16 protein-coding genes and 1 tRNA gene are annotated in these 20373 nt (G+C 32.9%); 11 read left to right on the forward strand and 6 right to left on the reverse strand.

Annotated elements, in window-relative coordinates; translation table 11 throughout:
* The 3 genes from FNW52_RS19560 to FNW52_RS19565 form a co-directional block, all read left to right on the forward strand.
* Positions 1-1372: S9 family peptidase (locus FNW52_RS19560; RefSeq protein WP_221933418.1), on the forward strand; the 1372-nt coding region annotated here is incomplete at its 5' end.
* Between the two features lie 350 nt (positions 1373-1722).
* Positions 1723-1893, forward strand: a complete 171-nt coding sequence (locus FNW52_RS20925; protein ID WP_185966047.1) for a hypothetical protein — start codon at positions 1723-1725, stop codon at positions 1891-1893.
* Positions 1890-3446 (forward strand): recombinase family protein, encoded by a 1557-nt coding sequence (locus FNW52_RS19565; protein WP_143379188.1) that lies wholly within the window; start codon positions 1890-1892, stop codon positions 3444-3446. Before FNW52_RS20925 ends, FNW52_RS19565 begins: the two co-directional genes overlap by 4 nt.
* Here the strand turns inward: FNW52_RS19565 and FNW52_RS19570 are convergent.
* Positions 3403-3480, reverse strand: a tRNA-Val gene (locus FNW52_RS19570). The genes FNW52_RS19565 and FNW52_RS19570 overlap by 44 nt on opposite strands.
* A gap of 216 nt (positions 3481-3696) precedes the next feature.
* Between FNW52_RS19570 and FNW52_RS19575 the strand changes: the two genes are divergently transcribed.
* Positions 3697-5484, forward strand: coding sequence for an ABC transporter ATP-binding protein (locus FNW52_RS19575; RefSeq protein ID WP_143379158.1), 1788 nt, complete (start codon positions 3697-3699; stop codon positions 5482-5484).
* A 679-nt stretch (positions 5485-6163) separates the two neighbouring features.
* On the opposite strand, the gene FNW52_RS19580 is transcribed toward FNW52_RS19575, so the two are convergent.
* A complete protein-coding gene (locus FNW52_RS19580; RefSeq protein WP_143379159.1) occupies positions 6164-7333 on the reverse strand; it encodes a proline dehydrogenase family protein in 1170 nt (389 codons plus the stop codon).
* Between the two features lie 92 nt (positions 7334-7425).
* Here FNW52_RS19580 and aroB point away from each other — a divergent pair, with 92 nt between their 5' ends.
* The 6 genes from aroB (at position 7426) to recQ (ending at position 13873) form a co-directional block, all read left to right on the forward strand.
* A complete protein-coding gene (gene aroB / locus FNW52_RS19585) occupies positions 7426-8493 on the forward strand; it encodes a 3-dehydroquinate synthase (protein ID WP_143379189.1) in 1068 nt (355 codons plus the stop codon).
* A gap of 57 nt (positions 8494-8550) precedes the next feature.
* Positions 8551-8730 carry a hypothetical protein gene (locus FNW52_RS19590; RefSeq protein ID WP_143379160.1) on the forward strand — a complete coding sequence of 60 codons (180 nt, stop codon included), beginning with the start codon at positions 8551-8553 and terminating at the stop codon, positions 8728-8730.
* Positions 8731-8785: 55 nt separating this feature from the next.
* Positions 8786-10183 (forward strand): arginine decarboxylase, encoded by a 1398-nt coding sequence (locus FNW52_RS19595; RefSeq protein WP_143379161.1) that lies wholly within the window; start codon positions 8786-8788, stop codon positions 10181-10183.
* Positions 10184-10291: 108 nt separating this feature from the next.
* Positions 10292-11263, forward strand: coding sequence for a deoxyhypusine synthase family protein (locus FNW52_RS19600; RefSeq protein ID WP_143379162.1), 972 nt, complete (start codon positions 10292-10294; stop codon positions 11261-11263).
* Between the two features lie 9 nt (positions 11264-11272).
* The gene (locus tag FNW52_RS20930) at positions 11273-11677 is read left to right on the forward strand and encodes a DNA primase (protein WP_185966048.1); all 405 of its coding nucleotides are present in this window, start codon (positions 11273-11275) and stop codon (positions 11675-11677) included.
* Positions 11678-11761: 84 nt separating this feature from the next.
* Entirely contained in the window at positions 11762-13873 is a 2112-nt protein-coding gene (gene recQ, locus FNW52_RS19610) for a DNA helicase RecQ (protein WP_143379163.1), read from the forward strand.
* Positions 13874-14482: 609 nt separating this feature from the next.
* Here the strand turns inward: recQ and FNW52_RS19620 are convergent.
* From FNW52_RS19620 to FNW52_RS19635, 4 genes are all read right to left on the reverse strand, one after another.
* Positions 14483-14998, reverse strand: a complete 516-nt coding sequence (locus FNW52_RS19620) for a DinB family protein (RefSeq protein ID WP_143379164.1) — start codon at positions 14996-14998, stop codon at positions 14483-14485.
* Positions 14999-15077: 79 nt separating this feature from the next.
* A complete protein-coding gene (locus FNW52_RS19625; RefSeq protein WP_143379165.1) occupies positions 15078-17663 on the reverse strand; it encodes a phosphoenolpyruvate carboxylase in 2586 nt (861 codons plus the stop codon).
* A 93-nt stretch (positions 17664-17756) separates the two neighbouring features.
* The gene (locus tag FNW52_RS19630; RefSeq protein ID WP_116763001.1) at positions 17757-18236 is read right to left on the reverse strand and encodes an Lrp/AsnC family transcriptional regulator; all 480 of its coding nucleotides are present in this window, start codon (positions 18234-18236) and stop codon (positions 17757-17759) included.
* 76 nt (positions 18237-18312) lie between these two features.
* Complete coding sequence (locus tag FNW52_RS19635) at positions 18313-19467, reverse strand: M14 metallopeptidase family protein (RefSeq protein WP_143379166.1); 1155 nt, start codon at positions 19465-19467, stop codon at positions 18313-18315.
* Positions 19468-19776: 309 nt separating this feature from the next.
* On the opposite strand from FNW52_RS19635, the gene FNW52_RS19640 reads away from it, so the two are divergent.
* The gene (locus FNW52_RS19640; RefSeq protein WP_143379167.1) at positions 19777-20253 is read left to right on the forward strand and encodes a helix-turn-helix transcriptional regulator; all 477 of its coding nucleotides are present in this window, start codon (positions 19777-19779) and stop codon (positions 20251-20253) included.
* Positions 20254-20373 lie beyond the last annotated feature (120 nt).

Consider the following 20373-nt stretch of genomic DNA (forward strand, 5'->3'; position numbering starts at 1 on the left):
TATTGATAGAACTCATAAAAATATCACTGCAAAAATCGGAGGCAAGTTCATGGGAAAAGTATATAAACTTGTGGCTGAGTCTCCATATGGGAATCCTGGATGGAATCTTGATGATAAAGAAATAATAATTTATGATCAATATGATTTATGGGCTATTAAAGCTGATGGCAGTTCCTTTCGAAGGTTGACTCATGGACGGGAATCAAAAATCAGTTATCGTATCGCTGATCTCCCCAATAAAAACACTGCAAATTTGATTTATGATGGCCTCCAAAGTAATACTGTCGATTTAGAAAAGGAACTATTTTTGAGAGCTGAAGCAGGAGATGGAAAAACGGGATACTTTAAATGGAAAAGTGATTCAGATGTAAAGCCTATTGTCTTTGGAGACCGGTATACAGATGAATTCTCGTATAATTCAAAAAAACGAAATTTTTTCTACAGAGAGCAAGAATTTGGTCTTCCTCCAAGACTTGTATCTAAAGAAGATTCCTCTGAAGCGAAGCTCTTTTTTCAAAGCAATCCACAACATTATAATTACAATTGGGGAACATCGGAATTAATCGAATTTCAAAATTCGAAAAGACAAGATTTAAAAGGCGTTCTGTTTTATCCAGCCAATTATGATCCTAAAAAAAAATATCCTATGATTGTCCATGTTTACGAATTACAATCCAAAGAACTGCATAGATATATTAACCCCACATATTACAATGAAATTGGTTTTAGCCCAACAATTTTTACTAGTAAGGGATATTTTGTTTTCTTACCCGATATCATTCATGAGAACGGCAATCCTGGCATTTCAGCAACTGATTGTGTAGTGGCAGGAACAAGAAGAATTATTGACCTCGGACTTGTAAACTCAAATAAAATTGGTCTTATAGGTCATTCCTTTGGGGGATATGAAACAGCTTTTATTATTACTCAAACTGAATTGTTTGCAACGGCAGTTGCCGGTGCTTCTGTTACCGATTTAAATAGCTTTTATTTCACTGTTGGATGGAATACCGGAAGACCCGATATGTGGCGCTTTCAAAGTGAACAATGGAAAATGGTAAATACTCCTTTTGAAGATCCTCTAGGGTATCAACGTAATTCCCCAATCACTTCTGCTGATAATGTCACAACACCGCTACTTTTGTGGACAGGAAAAGAAGATCAACAAGTCGATTGGCATCAAAGTATAGAATACTATCTAGCTCTTCGCCGATTAGGTAAAAAAAACACAATGTTACTGTATCCCAAAGAAGGACACAGTATCCTTAATCCAACCAATCAAAAAGATCTTATGGATCGTGTCCAACAATGGTTTGGATTCTACCTCAAAGACGAATTACCAACTGCATGGGTTAGTCAAGGAATAGAATGATAATGGATCACATTAAGATAGCATAATCCGATTGATGAAGCTGAGTTTTTGGATGAGCCAAGCAAACTCTTTTTAAAAGAAAAACAAGAATAATATTCCTGAAAACAAAAATTCTTAATACAGATCTTCATAAACTAGCGTCTCCTATGATGGACATATTATGTCCATGACTATAATTAAAATACATCTTACCTTTGTAAAAAGCAGGAAGTTATAGTATTTTGACAGGTAAATTTTACCTGTCATTTTAAAAAGATTGCTTCCTATCTTTGTGAAGAAGTGTGATTTAATGTAGAATTAGTAAAAGACCGTTAAAGCGGTCTTTTACTATTTAAAGAGGGAGGTGCAAGATGGGGAATGAAGAAACGGATGAAAAAAGAAGAATTACTCCGGAGAAAGCCATGGAAATGTTACGGGCTGAAGGACTGGTTTTAACGCTCGAACAAGCCAAGAACGTCTTGGAGTTTTTGAGAAAATTAGCAAATATTACAGTAACTAAGTATTTAAGGAAAAGAGAATGAAAAAGATAGCAGACTTATACGTACGAGTGAGTACCGATGAACAGGCGGACAAAGGATATTCCCAACGCAATCAGGAGGAAGTGCTTCGCAAATATTGTCAGATAAATTCCATCGCAGTACGTGATGTGATTTATGAAGACCATTCAGCAAAAACCTTTATCAGACCCAAATGGAAAGTATTTCTGTTAAATCTTAAAAAGCATAAAAACAAAACCGAGTTAGTTCTGTTTACTAAATGGGACAGATTTAGCCGTAATGCGGGTGATGCGTATCAAATGATTAATATGTTAAGAAAACTAGGTGTTGAACCACAAGCTATAGAACAACCCCTTGATCTTTCAGTTCCTGAAAACAAAATGATGCTTGCTTTTTATTTAGCTGCTCCTGAAGTAGAAAATGACCGTAGAGCATTAAATGTTTTTCACGGAATGCGCAGGGCAAAAAAAGAAGGTCGTTACGTAAGTCAGGCTCCAGTGGGATATGCAAACAGATCAAAAGAAGACGGAAGTAAATACATTGCGCCAAAAGAGCCCGAAGCCTCCATTATGCGATGGGCATTTGAGGAATTATCAAAGGGTATATTTTGCACCGAAGACATACACCGTTTGGCTAGAAAAAAAGGCATTAAAACAGGAATGAATAGCTTTTGGTTGGCTGTACGCAATCCGCTTTACTGTGGAAAAATATTCGTTCCTCAATACAAAGACGAGGAAAGTCAATTTGTAAATGGACAACATGATGCTATTATTTCAGAAGATCTATTCTATAGTGTACAAGATGTCCTAGATGGGCGTAAAAAAATTTCCCGTCCAAAAGTAGAAACTATTGTAGAACTTCCGCTTCGTGGTTTTCTAATTTGCCCAAAATGTTCAAAAATCCTATCAGGAAGCAAATCCAAAGGGCGTAACAGATATTATGCCTATTATCATTGCTTTGGTGGTTGCACACATCGTTTTAGAGCAGAGCCAACAACTGAAATGTTTATAAGTGAATTAAAAAAATACAGGGTACGTCCTGAATATAAACATCTATATACTTTGCTAATAGCAGAAGCATACAAGGAACAAACCAAAGGTGTACAGGAAGAAAAAAGACAAATAATTACTCAGTTAAAAGATTATGAAACAAGGCTTTCTAAAGCAAGAGATTTACTTTCAACAAATCAAATCGATGCATCAGATTACAGAGAGATGAAATCGGATTATGGTGGTATGATTACTAGGCTTGAAGCAAAGCTATCTACAATAAGTAACAATAAAGAAGATATAGAAGGACTGCTTAACGCAGGGATTGACAATCTATTAAGACTGAATGTTGTGTATAATGAAACAACATTTGTGGAATGTCGAGATTTAATTGGTTCAATTTATCCCGAAAATGTGACATTTGACGGAATTGAATTTCGAACCACAAGAATTAATGAAGCGGTACAGCTCATATACCTGATTAACAGTGAGATAGATGTAAATAAAAAAGGGACAAAGAAGAATTTTTCTTCCTTGTCCCTTATGGTGGGCGATGAGGGGTTCGAACCCCCGACCCCCTCGGTGTAAACGAGGTGCTCTGAACCAGCTGAGCTAATCGCCCTATTTTTGCAGCTTAACAAGTTTCGTTGTCGTCATTGCGTGTGCAAATATACAACTAGAACTCGTATTTGCAAGCGAAAAAATGAAAAATATTCATAAAAAAACAAACAAATTTCTTTACAAACTCAGTAACAGTAGGTTACTACAAAAGGAAACAGTATTATTTTTTTGTTATAAGTTGGTTATAGCATTACATTTGTATGATAAACAAAAAATAATGGCTCGATTCAAAGAAAACGATTTACCAAAATCAAAAATTACTGCAAGTTCGCTAAACAAGGCAATCTTAATTTTTAAATATGCAGGCAATCATAAATGGAAATTCTATGTTGGATTAGTATTTTTATTACTGACCAGCGTGACCGCCCTAGCCTTCCCTAAGTTTATGGGAATGCTTGTAGATTGCGTGAATAAAAAAGATGCTGATTTGGCCAATAAAATTGCTTTGGGCTTGGGTCTTGTGCTTTTATTGCAATCTGTATTTTCTTTTTTCAGACTTTCCTTGTTTGTCAATTTCACTGAAAACACCTTGGCAAATGTTCGATTGGCTTTATATACCAACTTGGTCAAATTACCGATGACTTTTTTTTCGCATAAGCGTGTTGGGGAATTAAATAGCCGAATTAGTAATGATATCACTCAGATTCAAGATACCTTAACTACAACCATCGCCGAATTTCTAAGACAATTTATATTGATTATCGGAAGTTTTATTATGCTGGCCAGTATCAATATCAAATTGACAATTATGATGGTTTCGGTAGTGCCGTTGGTTGGAGTTGCTGCCGTTATTTTCGGAAGGTTTATTCGAAAATATTCCAAAAAAGTTCAAGATCAAGTAGCCGAAAGTCAAGTGGTGGTTGAAGAAACGATGCAGGGAATTAGTATTGTTAAGGCTTTCGCCAATGAATGGTATGAAATTGCCCGTTACAGAGACAGAATTAAAGAAGTGGTTAAAATAGGTATTAAGGGTGGACAATTTAGAGGCTACTTTGCATCTTTTATTATTATTTGTTTGTTCGGAACTATTGTAGGTGTTGTTTGGTATGGTGTACAATTGAGTATTGCCGGCGAAATCACGGTTGGTGAATTATTTACTTTTATCTTGTATTCCAGTTATGTAGGAGCTTCATCTGGAGGAATTGCCGAATTGTATGCCCAAATGCAAAAAGCAATTGGAGCCACCGAAAGAGTTTTTGAATTATTGGACGAAGTACCAGAAAAAATCGACTCAAGCGAACACATTCCTACCATAAATAAAATAAAAGGAGATGTAACCTTTAATAATGTAGCTTTTAGCTATCCTTCAAGAAAAGAGATTCAGGTTTTGAAAGGGATTAATTTCACAGCCAGTTTTGGTCAAAAAATTGCTATTGTTGGACCAAGTGGAATGGGCAAATCAACTATTGCTTCTTTATTGTTGCGTTTTTACGATATTAATAGTGGCGAAATTTTAATTGACGGAAAAAATATTTACGATTATGATTTAGAAAACCTTCGTGGTAATATGAGTATTGTTCCGCAAGATGTGATTTTATTTGGAGGAACCATCAAAGAAAACATTGCTTACGGTAAACCCAACGCTACTGTTGAAGAAATAAATACAGCAGCCAAACAAGCCAATGCTTTCGACTTCATAGAAGGTTTCCCTGAAAAATTTGAAACGGTGGTTGGAGAAAGAGGAATTAAACTTTCTGGAGGACAAAGACAGCGAATTGCTATAGCACGTGCCTTGTTGAAAAATCCATCGGTATTAATCCTAGACGAAGCTACTTCTTCATTAGATAGCGAAAGTGAAAAATTAGTTCAAGAAGCTCTAGAAATTTTAATGGAAGGAAGAACAAGTATCATTATTGCCCATCGTCTTTCGACCATTCGTTCTGCCGATCAGATTTTAGTCCTTGATAATGGAAAAATCAGTGAACAAGGGACCCACCAAGAATTAATTAATCTAGAAAATGGGATATATAAGAATTTGAGTAATTTACAGTTTAGTAATTCTTAAGAGTATTGTAATGTTAAAAAAAAAGCCTCGTTTAAAATGACTTAAACGAGGCTTTTTTAATTTTTAAAATATAAAGGATAAAAATTAATTGACCAATAAAAAACATTGTAAGTACAGAATAAAGTACAATGTTGATTAAATCTATTAATTCTAAAACATCTTTAGAATTATTTGCCAATATAACACGAATTGGTAGATTTAATCTTGCATATAAGACTATTGGAAAAGTTAATATGAAATGTGCGAAGAAAGTATTTAAATTAATTAGGTTAACTTTTTTAGTTATTTTCCAATATGTAAAAAGTATTATAGAAATTAAAAAACATACGATTATTTCCAAATAACTTGTTGTTGATATACTTGTATTCCATACTGAATTTTGAATAAAAAAACCTGATTCAAATGGTGTTGCAAGTATTAGCAATATCAAAAATGATATAAAGGGTAAATATTTTCTTTGCATTTAAAAGAGATTGGTTTAGAATCTATAATATTGTTTCAATTTAAGTTGGTTAATTTTTATGATAAACAAATGTATAGAAACAAGATTCAAAAATCTTTAAAATAGAAAATAAATCAGTTCAAATAAAAAAGCTCGATCAGTTCCTGAAAACCAATCGAGCTTTAAATGTTTAAACTGCTTTCTGAATACTAAAAACTGAAAACTGCCTACTGAATTTTATTTCCCTTTTCTTCTGTTTCTCTCTGCTTTGATCATAGAAAGTTCACGACTGGTTTGCCCAGCTACAGAAGTGTTTTCTTCTGCACGACGAATCAAGTACGGCATCACATCTTTTACAGGGCCAAATGGTAAATATTTAGCAATGTTGTATCCATTCTCAGCCAAGTTGTAACTGATGTTATCACTCATTCCGTATAATTGTCCAAACCAAATTCTATCGTCATTCGATGGAATTCCTTTAGTTTCCATCAATTCCATCAATTTATAAGTGCTCAATTCATTATGAGTTCCTGCAAAAATTGACATTTTATCCAAATGTTCTACCATATATAGGACTGCTGCATCATAATTTACATCCGAAGCTTCTTTGCTAACACATATCGGAGTTGGATACCCTTTCTCTACTGCACGGATATTCTCTTTTTCCATATAAGCACCACGAACCAATTTCATTCCAATAAAGAATCCTTCGGTTTTGGCTTGTTCATGCAATTTTTTCAAATAATCCAAACGATCCCAACGATACATTTGCAAAGTATTAAATATGATTACTTTTTCTTTATTGTATTTACGCATCATTTCTGTAACCAAATCATCAGCTGCATCTTGCATCCAACTTTCTTCGGCATCAATCAATAAGGCAACATTTTTTTTGTGAGCTTCACTACAAACCAAATCAAAACGAGCCACTACCCTATCCCATTCGGCTTTTTCCTCTAGAGTTAACGTTTGTTTTTCGCCTATTTTCTCATATAAATCCAAACGCCCTAAACCACTTGGTTTAAAAACGGCAAACGGAATCGCTTTACGTTCTTCGGCAAACTCTATGGTTTTTAATGTCATTTTAAGAGCAGCATCAAATTGGTCTTCCTCTTCTTTACCTTCTACAGAATAATCTAAAACAGAAGAAACTCCTTTCTTAAACATTTTATCTACAACCGAAAGACAATCATCTTCATTTACTCCACCACAAAAATGGTCAAAAACAGTAGCGCGAATCAAGCTTTCAACTGGAAGGTTCGCTTTTAAAGCAAAATTGGTAACTGCAGTTCCTATTCGAACTAAAGGTTGATTGTTTATTAACTTGAAAAGAAAATAAGCTCTATCAAGTTCGGTATCGCTTTTTAATGAAAACGCAACTTGGGTATTATTAAATATTTGTTCCATTTGTATTATTTTTTTTTATGCAAATATAAAGAGACTATGAATATTATTTAGCAAAAATTACCTTATTTTGCGCTTTCAATTAAATAACAATGATGCAATCTATTCAAGCCAATAATTACCCTGTTCATTTCAATGAAACTGGGTATGAAAAACTAAACCAACATTTAAAAGAAAATAAATATTCAAACCTATTTATAATAGTTGACAGCAATACAAATGAATATTGTTTGCCTAAATTGCTTCCTATATTAGAAACTGATTTGACTATAGAAATTATAGAATTTGAAGCTGGAGAAATCAATAAAAACATAGAGACTTGTATTGAAATCTGGAATGTTCTAACGGAACTAGGTGCCGACAGAAAAACATTGATTATTAATATAGGTGGCGGTGTTGTAACAGACTTGGGAGGTTTTGTTGCTTCTACTTTCAAAAGAGGAGTAGATTTTATCCATATTCCAACTACGTTATTATCTATGGTCGATGCATCGGTAGGTGGAAAAAATGGCGTAGATTTAGGGAATTTAAAAAACCAAATTGGTGTTATCAATACTCCTAAAATGGTATTGATTGATACTCAATATCTAGAAACGGTTCCCCAAAATGAAATGCGTTCTGGTCTTGCCGAAATGCTCAAACACGGTTTAATCTTCGATAAAGCCTATTGGGAGCAGTTTTTAGATCTAAAAGCGATTGATTTTGCGGATTTTGATGAACTGATATATCGCTCTGTTGAAATTAAGAATGAAATTGTAATGCAAGATCCTACGGAGAAAAACATTAGAAAATCATTAAACTTTGGTCATACTTTGGGACATGCGATAGAAAGTTATTTTTTGGAAAATAAAAATAAGACTACTTTATTGCATGGAGAGGCTATTGCTGTTGGAATGATATTGGAAAGTTATATTTCATTGCATAAAAATTTAATTACCGAAGTAGAATACAATCAAATAAAATCGACTTTAAAGTCAATATATGATGATGTAATTTTTCAAGATAGCGATATCGATCCTATCTTGGAATTGCTTATTCATGACAAAAAAAATGAATACGGAACGATTCAATTTGCATTGATTGAAGGCATCGGAAAAATTAAAATTAATCAATCAGTTGAAAACGAATTAATTCTAAACGCATTTGAAGATTACAAATCTTAGTTTTTTTTTAATAAAAAGCATTGCATTACGTCTATATTATTTTTTACATTTGCCCCAATGAATAAGAATCAAAACAACACTAATTTCTCTGCCAAAAGAAGCATAAACAATAGATCTTTTTTAAGGCTATTGAAACGTTTTTATGGTATAAAAGGAAATTTCAGTTTTGATGTTTTTCAATATTTCAAAGCTGATTACGAAAAACTACAAATTATTTATGCAAACATTAGGGTTTGATTTTATGTTAATTCTATTTCAAAAAATAAAATTAATATAAAAACATACAGCAAAAATGAATACTAAATATTCAGATTTAATAAATCAAACCTATTATTTCCCTCAAGAAGAGTTTAAATTAAACAAAGATAATCTTCAGTTTCACAATATTGATTTGATGAAATTGGTAGAAACATACGGAACACCTTTAAAGTTTACTTATTTACCTCAAATTTCAAACAACATCAACAAAGCCAAAGGATGGTTTCGTAAATCGATGGAGAAAAACAAGTATGAGGCTAAGTATTATTACTGTTATTGCACTAAAAGCTCTCATTTTGAATTTATTATGAATGAAGCTTTCAAGAATAACATTCACATAGAAACTTCTTCTGCTTTTGACATTAATATTGTTGAGAATTTATTAGAAAAAGGCAAGATTAATAAAAGTACTTATATTATATGTAATGGTTTCAAAAGAGATCAATACATTGACAATATTGCACGATTAGTCAACAATGGACATAAAAACACCATTCCGATTATTGATAATTATGAGGAATTGGATTTGTTGCAAGGGCAAATAAAAGGGAAATTCAAAATTGGAATTAGAATTGCCGCTGAAGAGGAACCAAAATTCGAGTTTTATACTTCAAGATTGGGAATTGGATACAAAAACATCGTTCCTTTTTATAAGAAAGAAATAAAAGAAAATAAAAAATTGGAACTGAAAATGTTGCACTTTTTTATTAATACCGGTATCAATGACAATGCTTATTACTGGAATGAGCTTGTAAAATGTATCAAGGTATATGTGGCTTTGAAAAAAGAATGCCCTACCCTTGATGGTTTGAATATTGGTGGTGGTTTCCCGATCAAAAATTCATTGGCATTTGAATACGATTACCAATATATGATTGATGAAATTATCAATCAAATCAAGATTGCCTGTGACGAAGCCGAAGTTGATGTACCTAATATCTTTACCGAATTTGGTTCATTTACCGTTGGAGAAAGTGGTGGTGCTATCTATCAGGTGCTGTATCAAAAGCAACAAAATGACAGAGAAAAATGGAATATGATTGATTCTTCTTTCATAACAACATTACCGGATACTTGGGCTATAAATAAGCGTTTTATCATGTTGGCAATCAATAGATGGAATGAAACTTACGAAAGAGTTTTATTGGGCGGAATGACTTGTGATAGTGATGATTATTACAACTCCGAGCAAAATATGAATGCGATTTATTTACCCAAATACAATAAAGAAAAGCCATTGTATATAGGTTTTTTTAATACGGGAGCCTATCAGGAAACTATAGGTGGATATGGTGGTTTGCATCACTGTTTGATTCCGCAGCCCAAACATATTTTAATAGACAGAGACGAAAATGGCATTCTTGCCACCGAAGTATTTTCTGAGCAGCAAACCGCTGAGGATGTACTAAAAATATTAGGTTATAATAAATAACAATAAAAATTGTGATTTAAGAAATTTGATGTTTATAAATTCCTTTTATTTGTAAACACAAATCTCAAAAAAAACCTTTTAAACATTAAATAAAAAAACGAAAAGAAAATGAGTAAAGGACCAATCAGTCAGTTTATTGAAAAGCACTATCTGCATTTCAATTCTGCATCTTTAGTTGACGCTGCAAAAGCATACGAACAGCAATTAGCCAATGGTGCAAAAATGATGGTAAGTATGGCAGGTGCGATGAGTACCGCCGAAATTGGAAAGATTTTTGCCGAAATAATTCGCCAAGATAAAGTTCAAATTATTTCTTGTACAGGAGCCAATCTTGAGGAAGATATTATGAATTTAGTAGCACATTCGCATTATGAAAGAGTTCCAAATTACCGTGATTTGACTCCACAAGACGAATGGAATTTATTAGAAAGAGGTTTAAATAGAGTTACCGATACTTGTATTCCTGAGCACGAAGCATTCCGTCGTCTTCAAAAACACATTTATAAAATTTGGAAAGATGCTGATGACAATGGAGAAAGATATTTTCCTCATGAGTTCATGTACAAAATGCTGCTTTCGGGTGTGTTGGAAGAATATTATGAAATTGACTTAAAAGACAGTTGGATGTATGCCGCTGCTGAGAAAAATTTACCTATTATTGTACCAGGATGGGAAGATAGTACTATGGGTAATATTTTTGCCTCTTATGTTATAAAAGGAGAATTGAAAGCATCAACAATGAAATCAGGTATCGAATATATGGTTTCATTGTCTGACTGGTATCCAAAAAATAGCGCTAACGGTATTGGTTTTTTCCAAATTGGTGGTGGTATTGCTGGAGATTTTCCAATATGCGTTGTACCGATGTTGTACCAAGATATGGAAATGCATGATATTCCATTTTGGAGTTATTTCTGTCAAATTTCAGATTCAACAACCAGTTACGGTTCTTATTCTGGAGCAGTTCCTAATGAAAAAATCACTTGGGGTAAATTGGATATAAAAACACCAAAGTTCATTATTGAGTCTGACGCTACGATTGTAGCTCCATTAATTTTTGCTTATTTGTTAGATTTATAATAATTATTTATGAAAAGAGTAATAGTTGATTACGCAAAACTGACCAACGAAATTTTAAATCTTTTGGTCGAAAAGTTTCCTGATGGTTATGATGATTCCGATATCATCCGATTTAGAAATGCCAAAAATGAATTGATCGAGGCTGTTGAAGTTAAAACAATAGACACCATATATTTAGTAAAAGTAAGTACTAAGCTGGCTGATAGAATTGGTAATTACGATGAAGATGATGAAATGGACGATGTTGTTGAGCCAATAAGCGGTCTTGAACTAGATGTTGACGATGCAGATGATGACGACGATGATGAAGATGAAAATCTAGACAAACCAGATGTTGATGGAGATGACGACGATGAAGATTCAGATAAAAATGACGTTGCAGACGACGACGATGATGACGATGACGAAGAGTAATTATACTTTTTTAAAATAAAATTAAAGGAACTCAAATTTGAGTTCCTTTTTTTATTAGATTTATAAAATAAAATATACGCCAAGATGACTACAGAAATTCTACACGCCAAACTCAAAGAAAATTTCGGGTTTGAAAAATTCAGACCCAACCAAGAAGACATTATCAATTGCATCCTTTCTGGACAAGATACTCTGGCTATTATGCCAACGGGAGGAGGAAAATCAATATGTTTTCAGCTTCCCGCATTAGTCTTACCTGGAATAACTATTGTAATTTCACCACTAATCGCCTTGATGAAAGATCAGGTCGATAGCTTGAAAGCCAACGGAATAGCAGCTTGTTTTATCAATAGTTCTCAGTCTAGCGAAGAACAGCAATCGCATATTCAAAACTTAAAAGACAACAAAGTCAAACTCGTTTATGTTGCTCCAGAGAGTTTATCCTATCTTGAAAATGCCTTCAGTCAGATAACTATTAGCCTTATCGCTATTGATGAAGCCCATTGTATTTCGGCTTGGGGACATGATTTTAGACCGGCTTATACCAATTTGGGATACCTAAAAAACCGCTTCCCTTCTACTCCAATCTTAGCTTTGACCGCAACTGCCGATAAAGCAACGCGTACAGACATAAGTGATCAGTTAAATTTGATAAATCCTAAAACGTTTGTCGCCTCATTTGACAGGAAAAATTTGAGTCTAGAAGTAAGACCCGCTTTAGATCGGGTAAAGCAAATTATGGATTTCATAAAAGACAAACCCAATGAATGCGGAATTGTCTATTGTCTAAGTCGTAAAACTACAGAGGAACTGGCGGAGAAATTACAAAAAATCGGAATCAAAGCCAAAGCGTATCACGCAGGTTTAGACAATAAAATAAGATCAAAAACTCAGGACGAATTTATAAACGATGATTGTCAGGTGGTTTGTGCCACGATTGCTTTTGGTATGGGAATCGACAAATCGAATGTTCGTTGGGTAATCCATTATAATTTACCCAAAAATATAGAAGGCTATTACCAAGAAATTGGTCGTGCTGGTCGGGATGGTTTGCCATCGGAAACCGTTTTATTCGAAAGTTATGGCGATGTGATACAATTGCAAAAATTCGCATCCGAAGGTTTGAATGCCGAAGTGCAACTGGCAAAACTGGAAAGAATGAAACAGTATGCTGATGCTTTGAGCTGTCGCAGAAAAATATTGCTTTCCTATTTTGGAGAATTGGTTACCGAAAATTGTGGAAATTGTGATATCTGCAAAAATCCACCCGCTTTTTTTGACGGTACCATTATTGCCCAAAAAGCATTGTCGGCCGTGATGCGTTTGCAAGAATTAGAAGCATTACCGGTTATTGTTGACTTTTTGAGAGGTTCAAAAAATACTTCTATTTATGATAAAGGGTATCAAAATTTAAAAACCTATAGTGTAGGAGCTGATATTTCTTGGCATGATTGGAATCAGTACATCATTCAACTGATTAATTTAGGGTATTGCGAAATTGCTTTTCATCAGCAAAATAAAATAAAATTAACCGCTTTTGCCAAAAAAGTGTTGTTCGAAGGCGAAAAAGTTCAATTGACAACCGTACAGAAATTTAATGCTGAAAAATCAGAAATAAGTCAAGCTAAAAGTAGAACCACTGCGAATTCCCTTTTTGAAATTCTTAGAAAACTTCGAGCGGAATTAGCCAAAGAAGAAGAAGTTCCTGCTTATATCATTTTTAATGATGCTACTCTGAAACAAATGGAAACCCAAAGACCCATGAGTGACGATGAGTTCCTAGCAATTGATGGGGTTGGAAAAGCCAAGCTTGAAAAATACGGCGATTCTTTTATCAAGGCTATAATTGATTTTCAAAAAAACAAAGTAGTTCGAAAGAAAAAAGAAGGAAGCACTTATAAAGAAACATTGGAATTATTTCAAAGTGGAATGACCGTTGAAAAAATTGCAGCAAAACGAAATTTAGGTGTAACTACCATAACTTCACATTTGGCAAAACTATATCTTGATGGACATCCAATCGATTTGAGTATTTATATCACTGAAGCAGAAATTTCAAAAATTGCTGAAGCCAAAATTAAATTAGAATCTCCAAATGCGTTAAAGCCCTACTTTGAATTCTTCGAGGAGCAGATCCCTTATGATAAAATCAGAATTGGTTTGGCTTTGATAGAAAAAGAGAATGTGGTATTTTAAACCCGATTCCCCTTTAGACTTCATGTCGAAGACAAATTACAATCGCTATTCAAACCAATACCAAAACTTTTGGGATTATTGGATTAGCAAGTCAATTGGTATAAGTCATCCAAACCCCGAAGGGGTATAATGATTATAGAAATAAGTAATATCATCATCCAAAAACCTCGAATGGGGTGGTATTTTCACATCTGAATATGTTAATTATTAGGATCGAGGTTTTTTAACAAAAAAAGGGTGAAATAATTTGAGGGCACTGAAAAAGTCCTCGTAGAAAAAATGGAGACCAACCATGATAAAAAAATGAAATAAACGCTCTGAGAATCGCTTAATTGAGATTGAAAGTGTTTAATTCAAAAATATAACAAAGAGAAAGGCTTAAACTGATTTAAAGTTTAAGCCTTTTTATTTACAGGTAGTTTTTCAGTGCCCTCAATAATTTCACTCCTTCGGGGTTTGCTCTCTGATGTAATATATTTTCTAGAATCATTACCCCCCCTTTCGGGGTTTTCAGAAGGTATACGTATTATTCGATGCCTTCAACTAGTCCTACAAATATAATGACTTTTGAAAACAAGTTGAAAATTTGGTTAACCTGTTTCGAATAATCTACAAATACCTTTCCGCAAAAACTTTTTGATGATGTTTCTGATGTCCGATAATAATGAACCCTATGGCACGAACAGAAACTTCTTGCCCAGAAGCAATTCCAATTCTTGTTAATTGCTCGTCAGAAAAACTTTTGAAAAGCAACAAACTAGAATGTCTTACCGCAGAAAATTCAGTCAGTAAATCTTGAATACTTCTACCGTTTGCATTGGTATTATCTACATAGTCATTTTCTTCAAAACCTGGCAATGGCGTTTTGTCATTTCTTGAAATGCGCAAAGCTCGATAACTAAAAACACGTTCGGCATCTATAAGATGTTGAATAATGTCTTTAATCGTCCATTTCCCATCGGCATAACGAAAGTCAAATTTATCCATCGAAATGTTTTGCACAAATTTTATAAAGTCATGCAAACTGATTTCTAATTCTTCAATCAATTCAACATTCTCAATAGCTTTTATATAAGTAGCATAAAAACTCGCATATTCATTAACGGGTAATTGGTTTGAGTTCATAAATTTATTTTTTAAATTGAATACTTTAATTTTTAAAACCTCTATGGAACAATCTGAATTCTAAATTCTAAATTCTTCTTTACGCCGAGTTTCTACTAGCATTAGTATTTCCAAAAAGAGAACGCGTTACGATTTTCTCGTACACTTTTATTAATTCTAAATCTGGATTTTTTTCTTTGTTCAACTCATTGATTCTCAATAGTGCATATTGTTGTATTGTCAACAAAGGCAATACAATACGTTCTCTTATCTGAATAGATGCTTTACCATCAGGATAATTCTCCATTAACTCGGTATGCCCTGCAATTTTCAATAATAATCTTTTGGTTTCCAAAAATTCATCATAGATAATTTGCCAAAAAGCACCAAACTCAGGATCCTTACTCATGTAGGCAGTCAGTGGAAAAAATGATTTAGCCAATGACATCATACTGTTTTCCAATAGTGTTTTGAAAAACAAAGAACCATTATATAAATCTTGAACTTTGTCCCATTGATCCGTATCTTCAAAATGCTTCAAGGCAGAACCCACTCCAAAAAATCCTGGTACATTTTGTTTCAACTGACTCCAAGAACCTACAAAAGGAATGGCACGTAAATCTGCAAAATCTAAAGTCTCCGATTTACTTCTTTTTGAAGGACGACTTCCGATATTAGTTTTAGCATAATATTTCAAAGTACTCATTTGTTCCAAATACGGAATGAATTTAGGATGATTCTTGAAACTCAAATATTTATTATAACCTAACTCAGCCAATTGATCCAGAATTTCTTTTTCATTGATAGATAATTCATTTTGACCTTTATTGAAAACCTGATTGGCTACTCCTGCACTCAAAAGATTCTCTAAATTATAGCGACAAGAATCTAATGTTCCAAAATTAGAACTAATAGTTTGCCCCTGAACGGTAATTTGAATTTCATTATTTTCGATATTTGGACCTAATGAAGCATAGAATTTATGTGTTTTTCCACCACCACGAGCTGGAGGTCCACCACGTCCGTCAAAGAAAATAGCATTAATGCCGTATTTCCTTGACATCGCAGTCAATTCTTCTTTAGCTTTATAAATACTCCAATTCGCCATCAAATAACCACCATCTTTTGTACCGTCAGAGAAACCAAGCATAATAGTTTGCTTTTTATTTCTGCTTTCCAAATGTTTGGCATATTCCGGATTCGTATATAATTTCTCCATGATTACATGAGCATTTTGCAAATCATCCACTGATTCAAAAAGTGGAATAATATCTACCGTTGCATGCTCCCAATTACTCAAACGGAATAAAGCAAAAGTTTCCATTACATTCAGCGCGCTTTCATTATTACTGATGATATAACGATTGGCTCCAAACTCCCCATTTTTTTCTTGAATCGTTTTGATGGCTTGAATAGACCCTAAAGTAGATTTTGTCATTTCGTTATCAAAATCATTCAAATCTAAATCTCCTTTTACATTAGACAGAACATTAAATTTTTCGGCTTCTGATAATTGGAAATAATCCGCAGGAAAAATAGCTGAACCCGATTTTAAATGATAAGCAACAATATCGCTAAAAACAGCATCATGTATTTTACTATTTTGACGAATGTCTAAAGAAGCAAAATGAAAACCAAATAAATTCAAACGAATCAGTAGTGCATCTATTTTATCGAGATACAAAGACTGATGTTGTTCAATTATTATTGTTTTAATTTTAGTTAATTGCAATTTAAATTCTTCTAATGTGATATAAATTTCACCTCGAGAATAAAAAACAGAACGGTACAGTTTTTGTTCTAGTTCAGCAACCAAAACATCTACACCAGAGAATGTTAACTTTCTTTTTAAGCTTCTAATTTCGATATAATAGCACTTCAAAATTGACGTTCTAAGACGTTCGGCCACTTTTAAAGTAATCTCTGTTGTGACAAAAGGATTTCCATCACGATCACCTCCTGGCCAAAAACCAAGTTTAATTAATGGATTTTGAATTGAATTTCCTTGAAAAATATTCTTTTGAAGATAATGCACCATTTCTCCAGAAGTGTTGTAAAATACATTTTCAAGATACCATATTAAACTTACCGCTTCGTCAAAAGGATTTGGTTTCTCATTTTGAATAAATGGAGTTTTCCCTAACTGCGCAAGCAATTGTTTAATATCTAAAAGATTATTTTTTCGAATGGCTTCAGTCAAATCATTAATAATACCCAAAACAGCTCCAGGATAAAATTGTGTAGGATGTGCTGTAAGAACCGTACGAACATTGAAGTTTTCTAAAAAATCAATTAGCTCTTCTTTATTATCCCTAGCATCCGATTTTTCTTTGATATCACGAAGAGATCCTCTTCCTTCCATATTATTTACAATAGGAAAAGCAGCGTCTTCAATAGCATCAAACAAAACAATCTGACGTTCTATATATTGAATAAAATGAAACATTAATGTGATTTTATCCTTTTCGGATGTGCTGTGCATGTATTTTTTAGAGAAAAAGTCAACTATTTCTTTAGGAGTCTCTTGTTTCTTAAAACCACTATCACAAACATCTGTAAATATAGGCAACAAGACACCTGTATTGTCAACAGAATCAAAAGGTAATGTTATAAAAACACTGTTGTAAATGTGATATTTAGAGAGAACGTCTTGGTTGAAACGTTCGATTTTAGGAAGCGTGTACATAATAAATTGTTTGGTTAAAATTGGTTAATTTGGCATAAAAAAACCCCAAGATACACTTGAGGTTATATTTATGATATAGCATTCAAGATTGTATTACATTTCTTTAAAAATAGTATGCATCAAACGCTTCTTGTCATTGATGCTCTCTTCTAACGAAATCATAGTTTCTGTTCTGTACACTCCTTCGATATCATCAATCATAAAGATTACATCTTTAGCGTGCTTGGTATCTTTTGCTCTAATTTTGCAAAAAATATTAAATTTTCCTGTAGTTACAGAAGCCACGGTTACGTAAGGAATTTCGTTTATACGCTCTAAAACAAACTTAGTTTGAGAGGTGTTATTAAGAAAAACTCCTACATACGCGATAAAAGAATACCCTAATTTGTCATAATCAAGAACCAATGAAGACCCCATGATTATACCAGCATCTTCCATCTTTTTTACTCTAACATGGACAGTTCCTGCAGAAATCAATAATTTTTTAGCAATGTCAGTAAACGGAACTCTTGTGTTGTCAATCAACATGTCTAATATCTGGTGATCTACTTCATCTAAACGGAACTTACTCATAATTCTTTAATTATACGGTTATTTTCTAATATAAAGATTAAATTTATACATAATAATTAAATAAATGATAAAAAAATTACTTTTTTAATAATCCATTAACAAAATGCAAATTGTCATTTAAATAAAAGTTTGCTTTTTGATTTACATTTGGAAAATTGACAACATCATCTTTATAAAATGCTTCTTTAGCATCGTACTCATAATGTCCAAAATAATTTTCTAAATCCCCAACTTCAACTATGTAAGCATTAAAACAAATTTGACCTTCTATTAATTCTTCTCTATATTGTGCAGCAAAATTCGTGATTATTTCGATACCATCATAATTTATCTTGACATTTTTATACATAAAATCATAAAAAACGACTTTATTCTGAGGAATGTTTAAATATTTATCAATTCCATTGCTAACTATATCGTTTTCGTTGAGTATACTAAAACTCGAAACCAAAGCCATGAATACAAATTTTCTTGTTTGCTCTCTCAAATAATCCTCCTGAAAATGTCCCGCTTCGAATAATAATGTTGGAACTCCAAGGTGTTGAAACGTATCTCCAATACAATTTATATTGAATGAATCATCAAATCGACCTATTTGACCTGGTAAGTATTGTTGTAAAACATCATTTATCCCCGTAATTAAATTAATAGCTTGCAACCTAGATGCATTTATCTCTCTTTCTTCATTATACGATGGAGCCAAAAAAGACATCGTTGCTGGTTTTCCGGTATCTGAAACTCCAAAAATAGTACGCTGATCGTGCAGATTAAAGCAGTAATCAGGTTTAAATTCTTCGAAAGCTGCTCTCAACACTTTACTTTCTGGCTGAGTTAGGTTTTGCGAATCCCGATTTAAATCAACTCCGTTAGCATTGGCACGGGTGTACAATTTTGCACCATCGGGATTTAAAATAGGAATGCAATAAAAGGTAAAAGCACCCAGTAATCGTCTGGCTAGATCGGTTTTGCTATTCAATACATTTATAAAATCAAAAAGTGCTTTTGTGGTCGTACTTTCATTGCCATGCATTTGCGACCATAGAAATATTTTTGTTTCACCAGTTCCAACTTGATATCTATAAATGGGTTCACCTAAAACTGATTCCCCAATAATTTTTACATCTTTTTTGATATTATTTCTTTCTAATAGAGGAGTTATTGAATCTAAAGTAAGATAGCGTCCTTTGATTAAATCTTCTTTGTTCTGAATGAATAATTGTTCCAAATTCATATTACAATGTTTAATTTACAAAAGTAAACATCTTTATAGTTACAATTGTAAACAATTTAAATTCCTAGTTATTTAATTTTGTAAACACCTATTCAAGTCTATAAATTACAATTACAAACAAGTTGACAAATACAACTTAATAGAAATATACTAAATCATAAATTAATATATACTAATGAATTAAGGCTATTAATTTAATGTTTTACTACATCTACATTAGCTGTTTTCTATATTATAATACTATAAATTAGGGGAGCTACTTCATTTTTATTACATTTGTAATTGCTCTAATTTAAATCTTAATTTACAATGGTAAACACTGATGAATTTATAAAGAGGCTCGAGATTATCTTAGATTATTATAGTCTAAATGCATCCACATTTGCTGATAAAATTGGAGTACAACGATCTAGTATGTCTCACCTCCTTTCAGGCCGAAACAAACCTAGCTTGGATTTTATTCTTAAAATAATTGATGTTTTTCCAGAAGTGGATTTATATTGGATATTAAAAGGCAATGGCTCGTTTCCTAAAATAAATGAAGAGCCTATTTCAAAAAAGGATATTGTTTCAGAAGATTTAAAAGACAGCACCACTACTCCATCTAATTTGGAAATTTTACCATTGGATTTATTTTCAGAAATTAAAAATCCAGTTGAAACTAATGTTAGTGAAACTCAAAAAAAAGAAAACACAACTCTTCCTAAAACATCCAATTCTGATGATCTAGAAAAAATTGTGTTTTTTTATAAAAATGGGACTTTTAAAGTTTATTCGCCGAATTAATATTGAAGTTCTTGTTTCTTAAAATTTTCAATATTCGAAACTTTATATTATTTTTTTTGTTTTATCCAATTCTCAGGACGGTAATGGCAGTGCATTCGCTTAAAAAAAAGTTAGCCACGA

Origin of the sequence: Flavobacterium sp. ZT3R18, assembly GCF_007097385.1 — a bacterium.
Classification (GTDB): domain Bacteria; phylum Bacteroidota; class Bacteroidia; order Flavobacteriales; family Flavobacteriaceae; genus Flavobacterium.

What these genes read in the sequence shown, in the direction of transcription:
- FNW52_RS20930 (WP_185966048.1), top strand. Translation starts at nt 11,273, where the DNA reads ATGAAAAGAGTAATAGTTGATTACGCAAAACTGACCAACGAAATTTTA.
- FNW52_RS19630 (WP_116763001.1), bottom strand. Translation starts at nt 18,236, where the DNA reads ATGAGTAAGTTCCGTTTAGATGAAGTAGATCACCAGATATTAGACATG.
- FNW52_RS19635 (WP_143379166.1), bottom strand. Translation starts at nt 19,467, where the DNA reads ATGAATTTGGAACAATTATTCATTCAGAACAAAGAAGATTTAATCAAA.
- FNW52_RS19575 (WP_143379158.1), top strand. Translation starts at nt 3,697, where the DNA reads ATGGCTCGATTCAAAGAAAACGATTTACCAAAATCAAAAATTACTGCA.
- FNW52_RS19600 (WP_143379162.1), top strand. Translation starts at nt 10,292, where the DNA reads ATGAGTAAAGGACCAATCAGTCAGTTTATTGAAAAGCACTATCTGCAT.
- FNW52_RS20925 (WP_185966047.1), top strand. Translation starts at nt 1,723, where the DNA reads ATGGGGAATGAAGAAACGGATGAAAAAAGAAGAATTACTCCGGAGAAA.
- FNW52_RS19580 (WP_143379159.1), bottom strand. Translation starts at nt 7,333, where the DNA reads ATGGAACAAATATTTAATAATACCCAAGTTGCGTTTTCATTAAAAAGC.
- FNW52_RS19620 (WP_143379164.1), bottom strand. Translation starts at nt 14,998, where the DNA reads ATGAACTCAAACCAATTACCCGTTAATGAATATGCGAGTTTTTATGCT.
- FNW52_RS19625 (WP_143379165.1), bottom strand. Translation starts at nt 17,663, where the DNA reads ATGTACACGCTTCCTAAAATCGAACGTTTCAACCAAGACGTTCTCTCT.
- FNW52_RS19595 (WP_143379161.1), top strand. Translation starts at nt 8,786, where the DNA reads ATGAATACTAAATATTCAGATTTAATAAATCAAACCTATTATTTCCCT.
- FNW52_RS19565 (WP_143379188.1), top strand. Translation starts at nt 1,890, where the DNA reads ATGAAAAAGATAGCAGACTTATACGTACGAGTGAGTACCGATGAACAG.
- FNW52_RS19590 (WP_143379160.1), top strand. Translation starts at nt 8,551, where the DNA reads ATGAATAAGAATCAAAACAACACTAATTTCTCTGCCAAAAGAAGCATA.
- recQ (WP_143379163.1), top strand. Translation starts at nt 11,762, where the DNA reads ATGACTACAGAAATTCTACACGCCAAACTCAAAGAAAATTTCGGGTTT.
- FNW52_RS19640 (WP_143379167.1), top strand. Translation starts at nt 19,777, where the DNA reads ATGGTAAACACTGATGAATTTATAAAGAGGCTCGAGATTATCTTAGAT.
- aroB (WP_143379189.1), top strand. Translation starts at nt 7,426, where the DNA reads ATGCAATCTATTCAAGCCAATAATTACCCTGTTCATTTCAATGAAACT.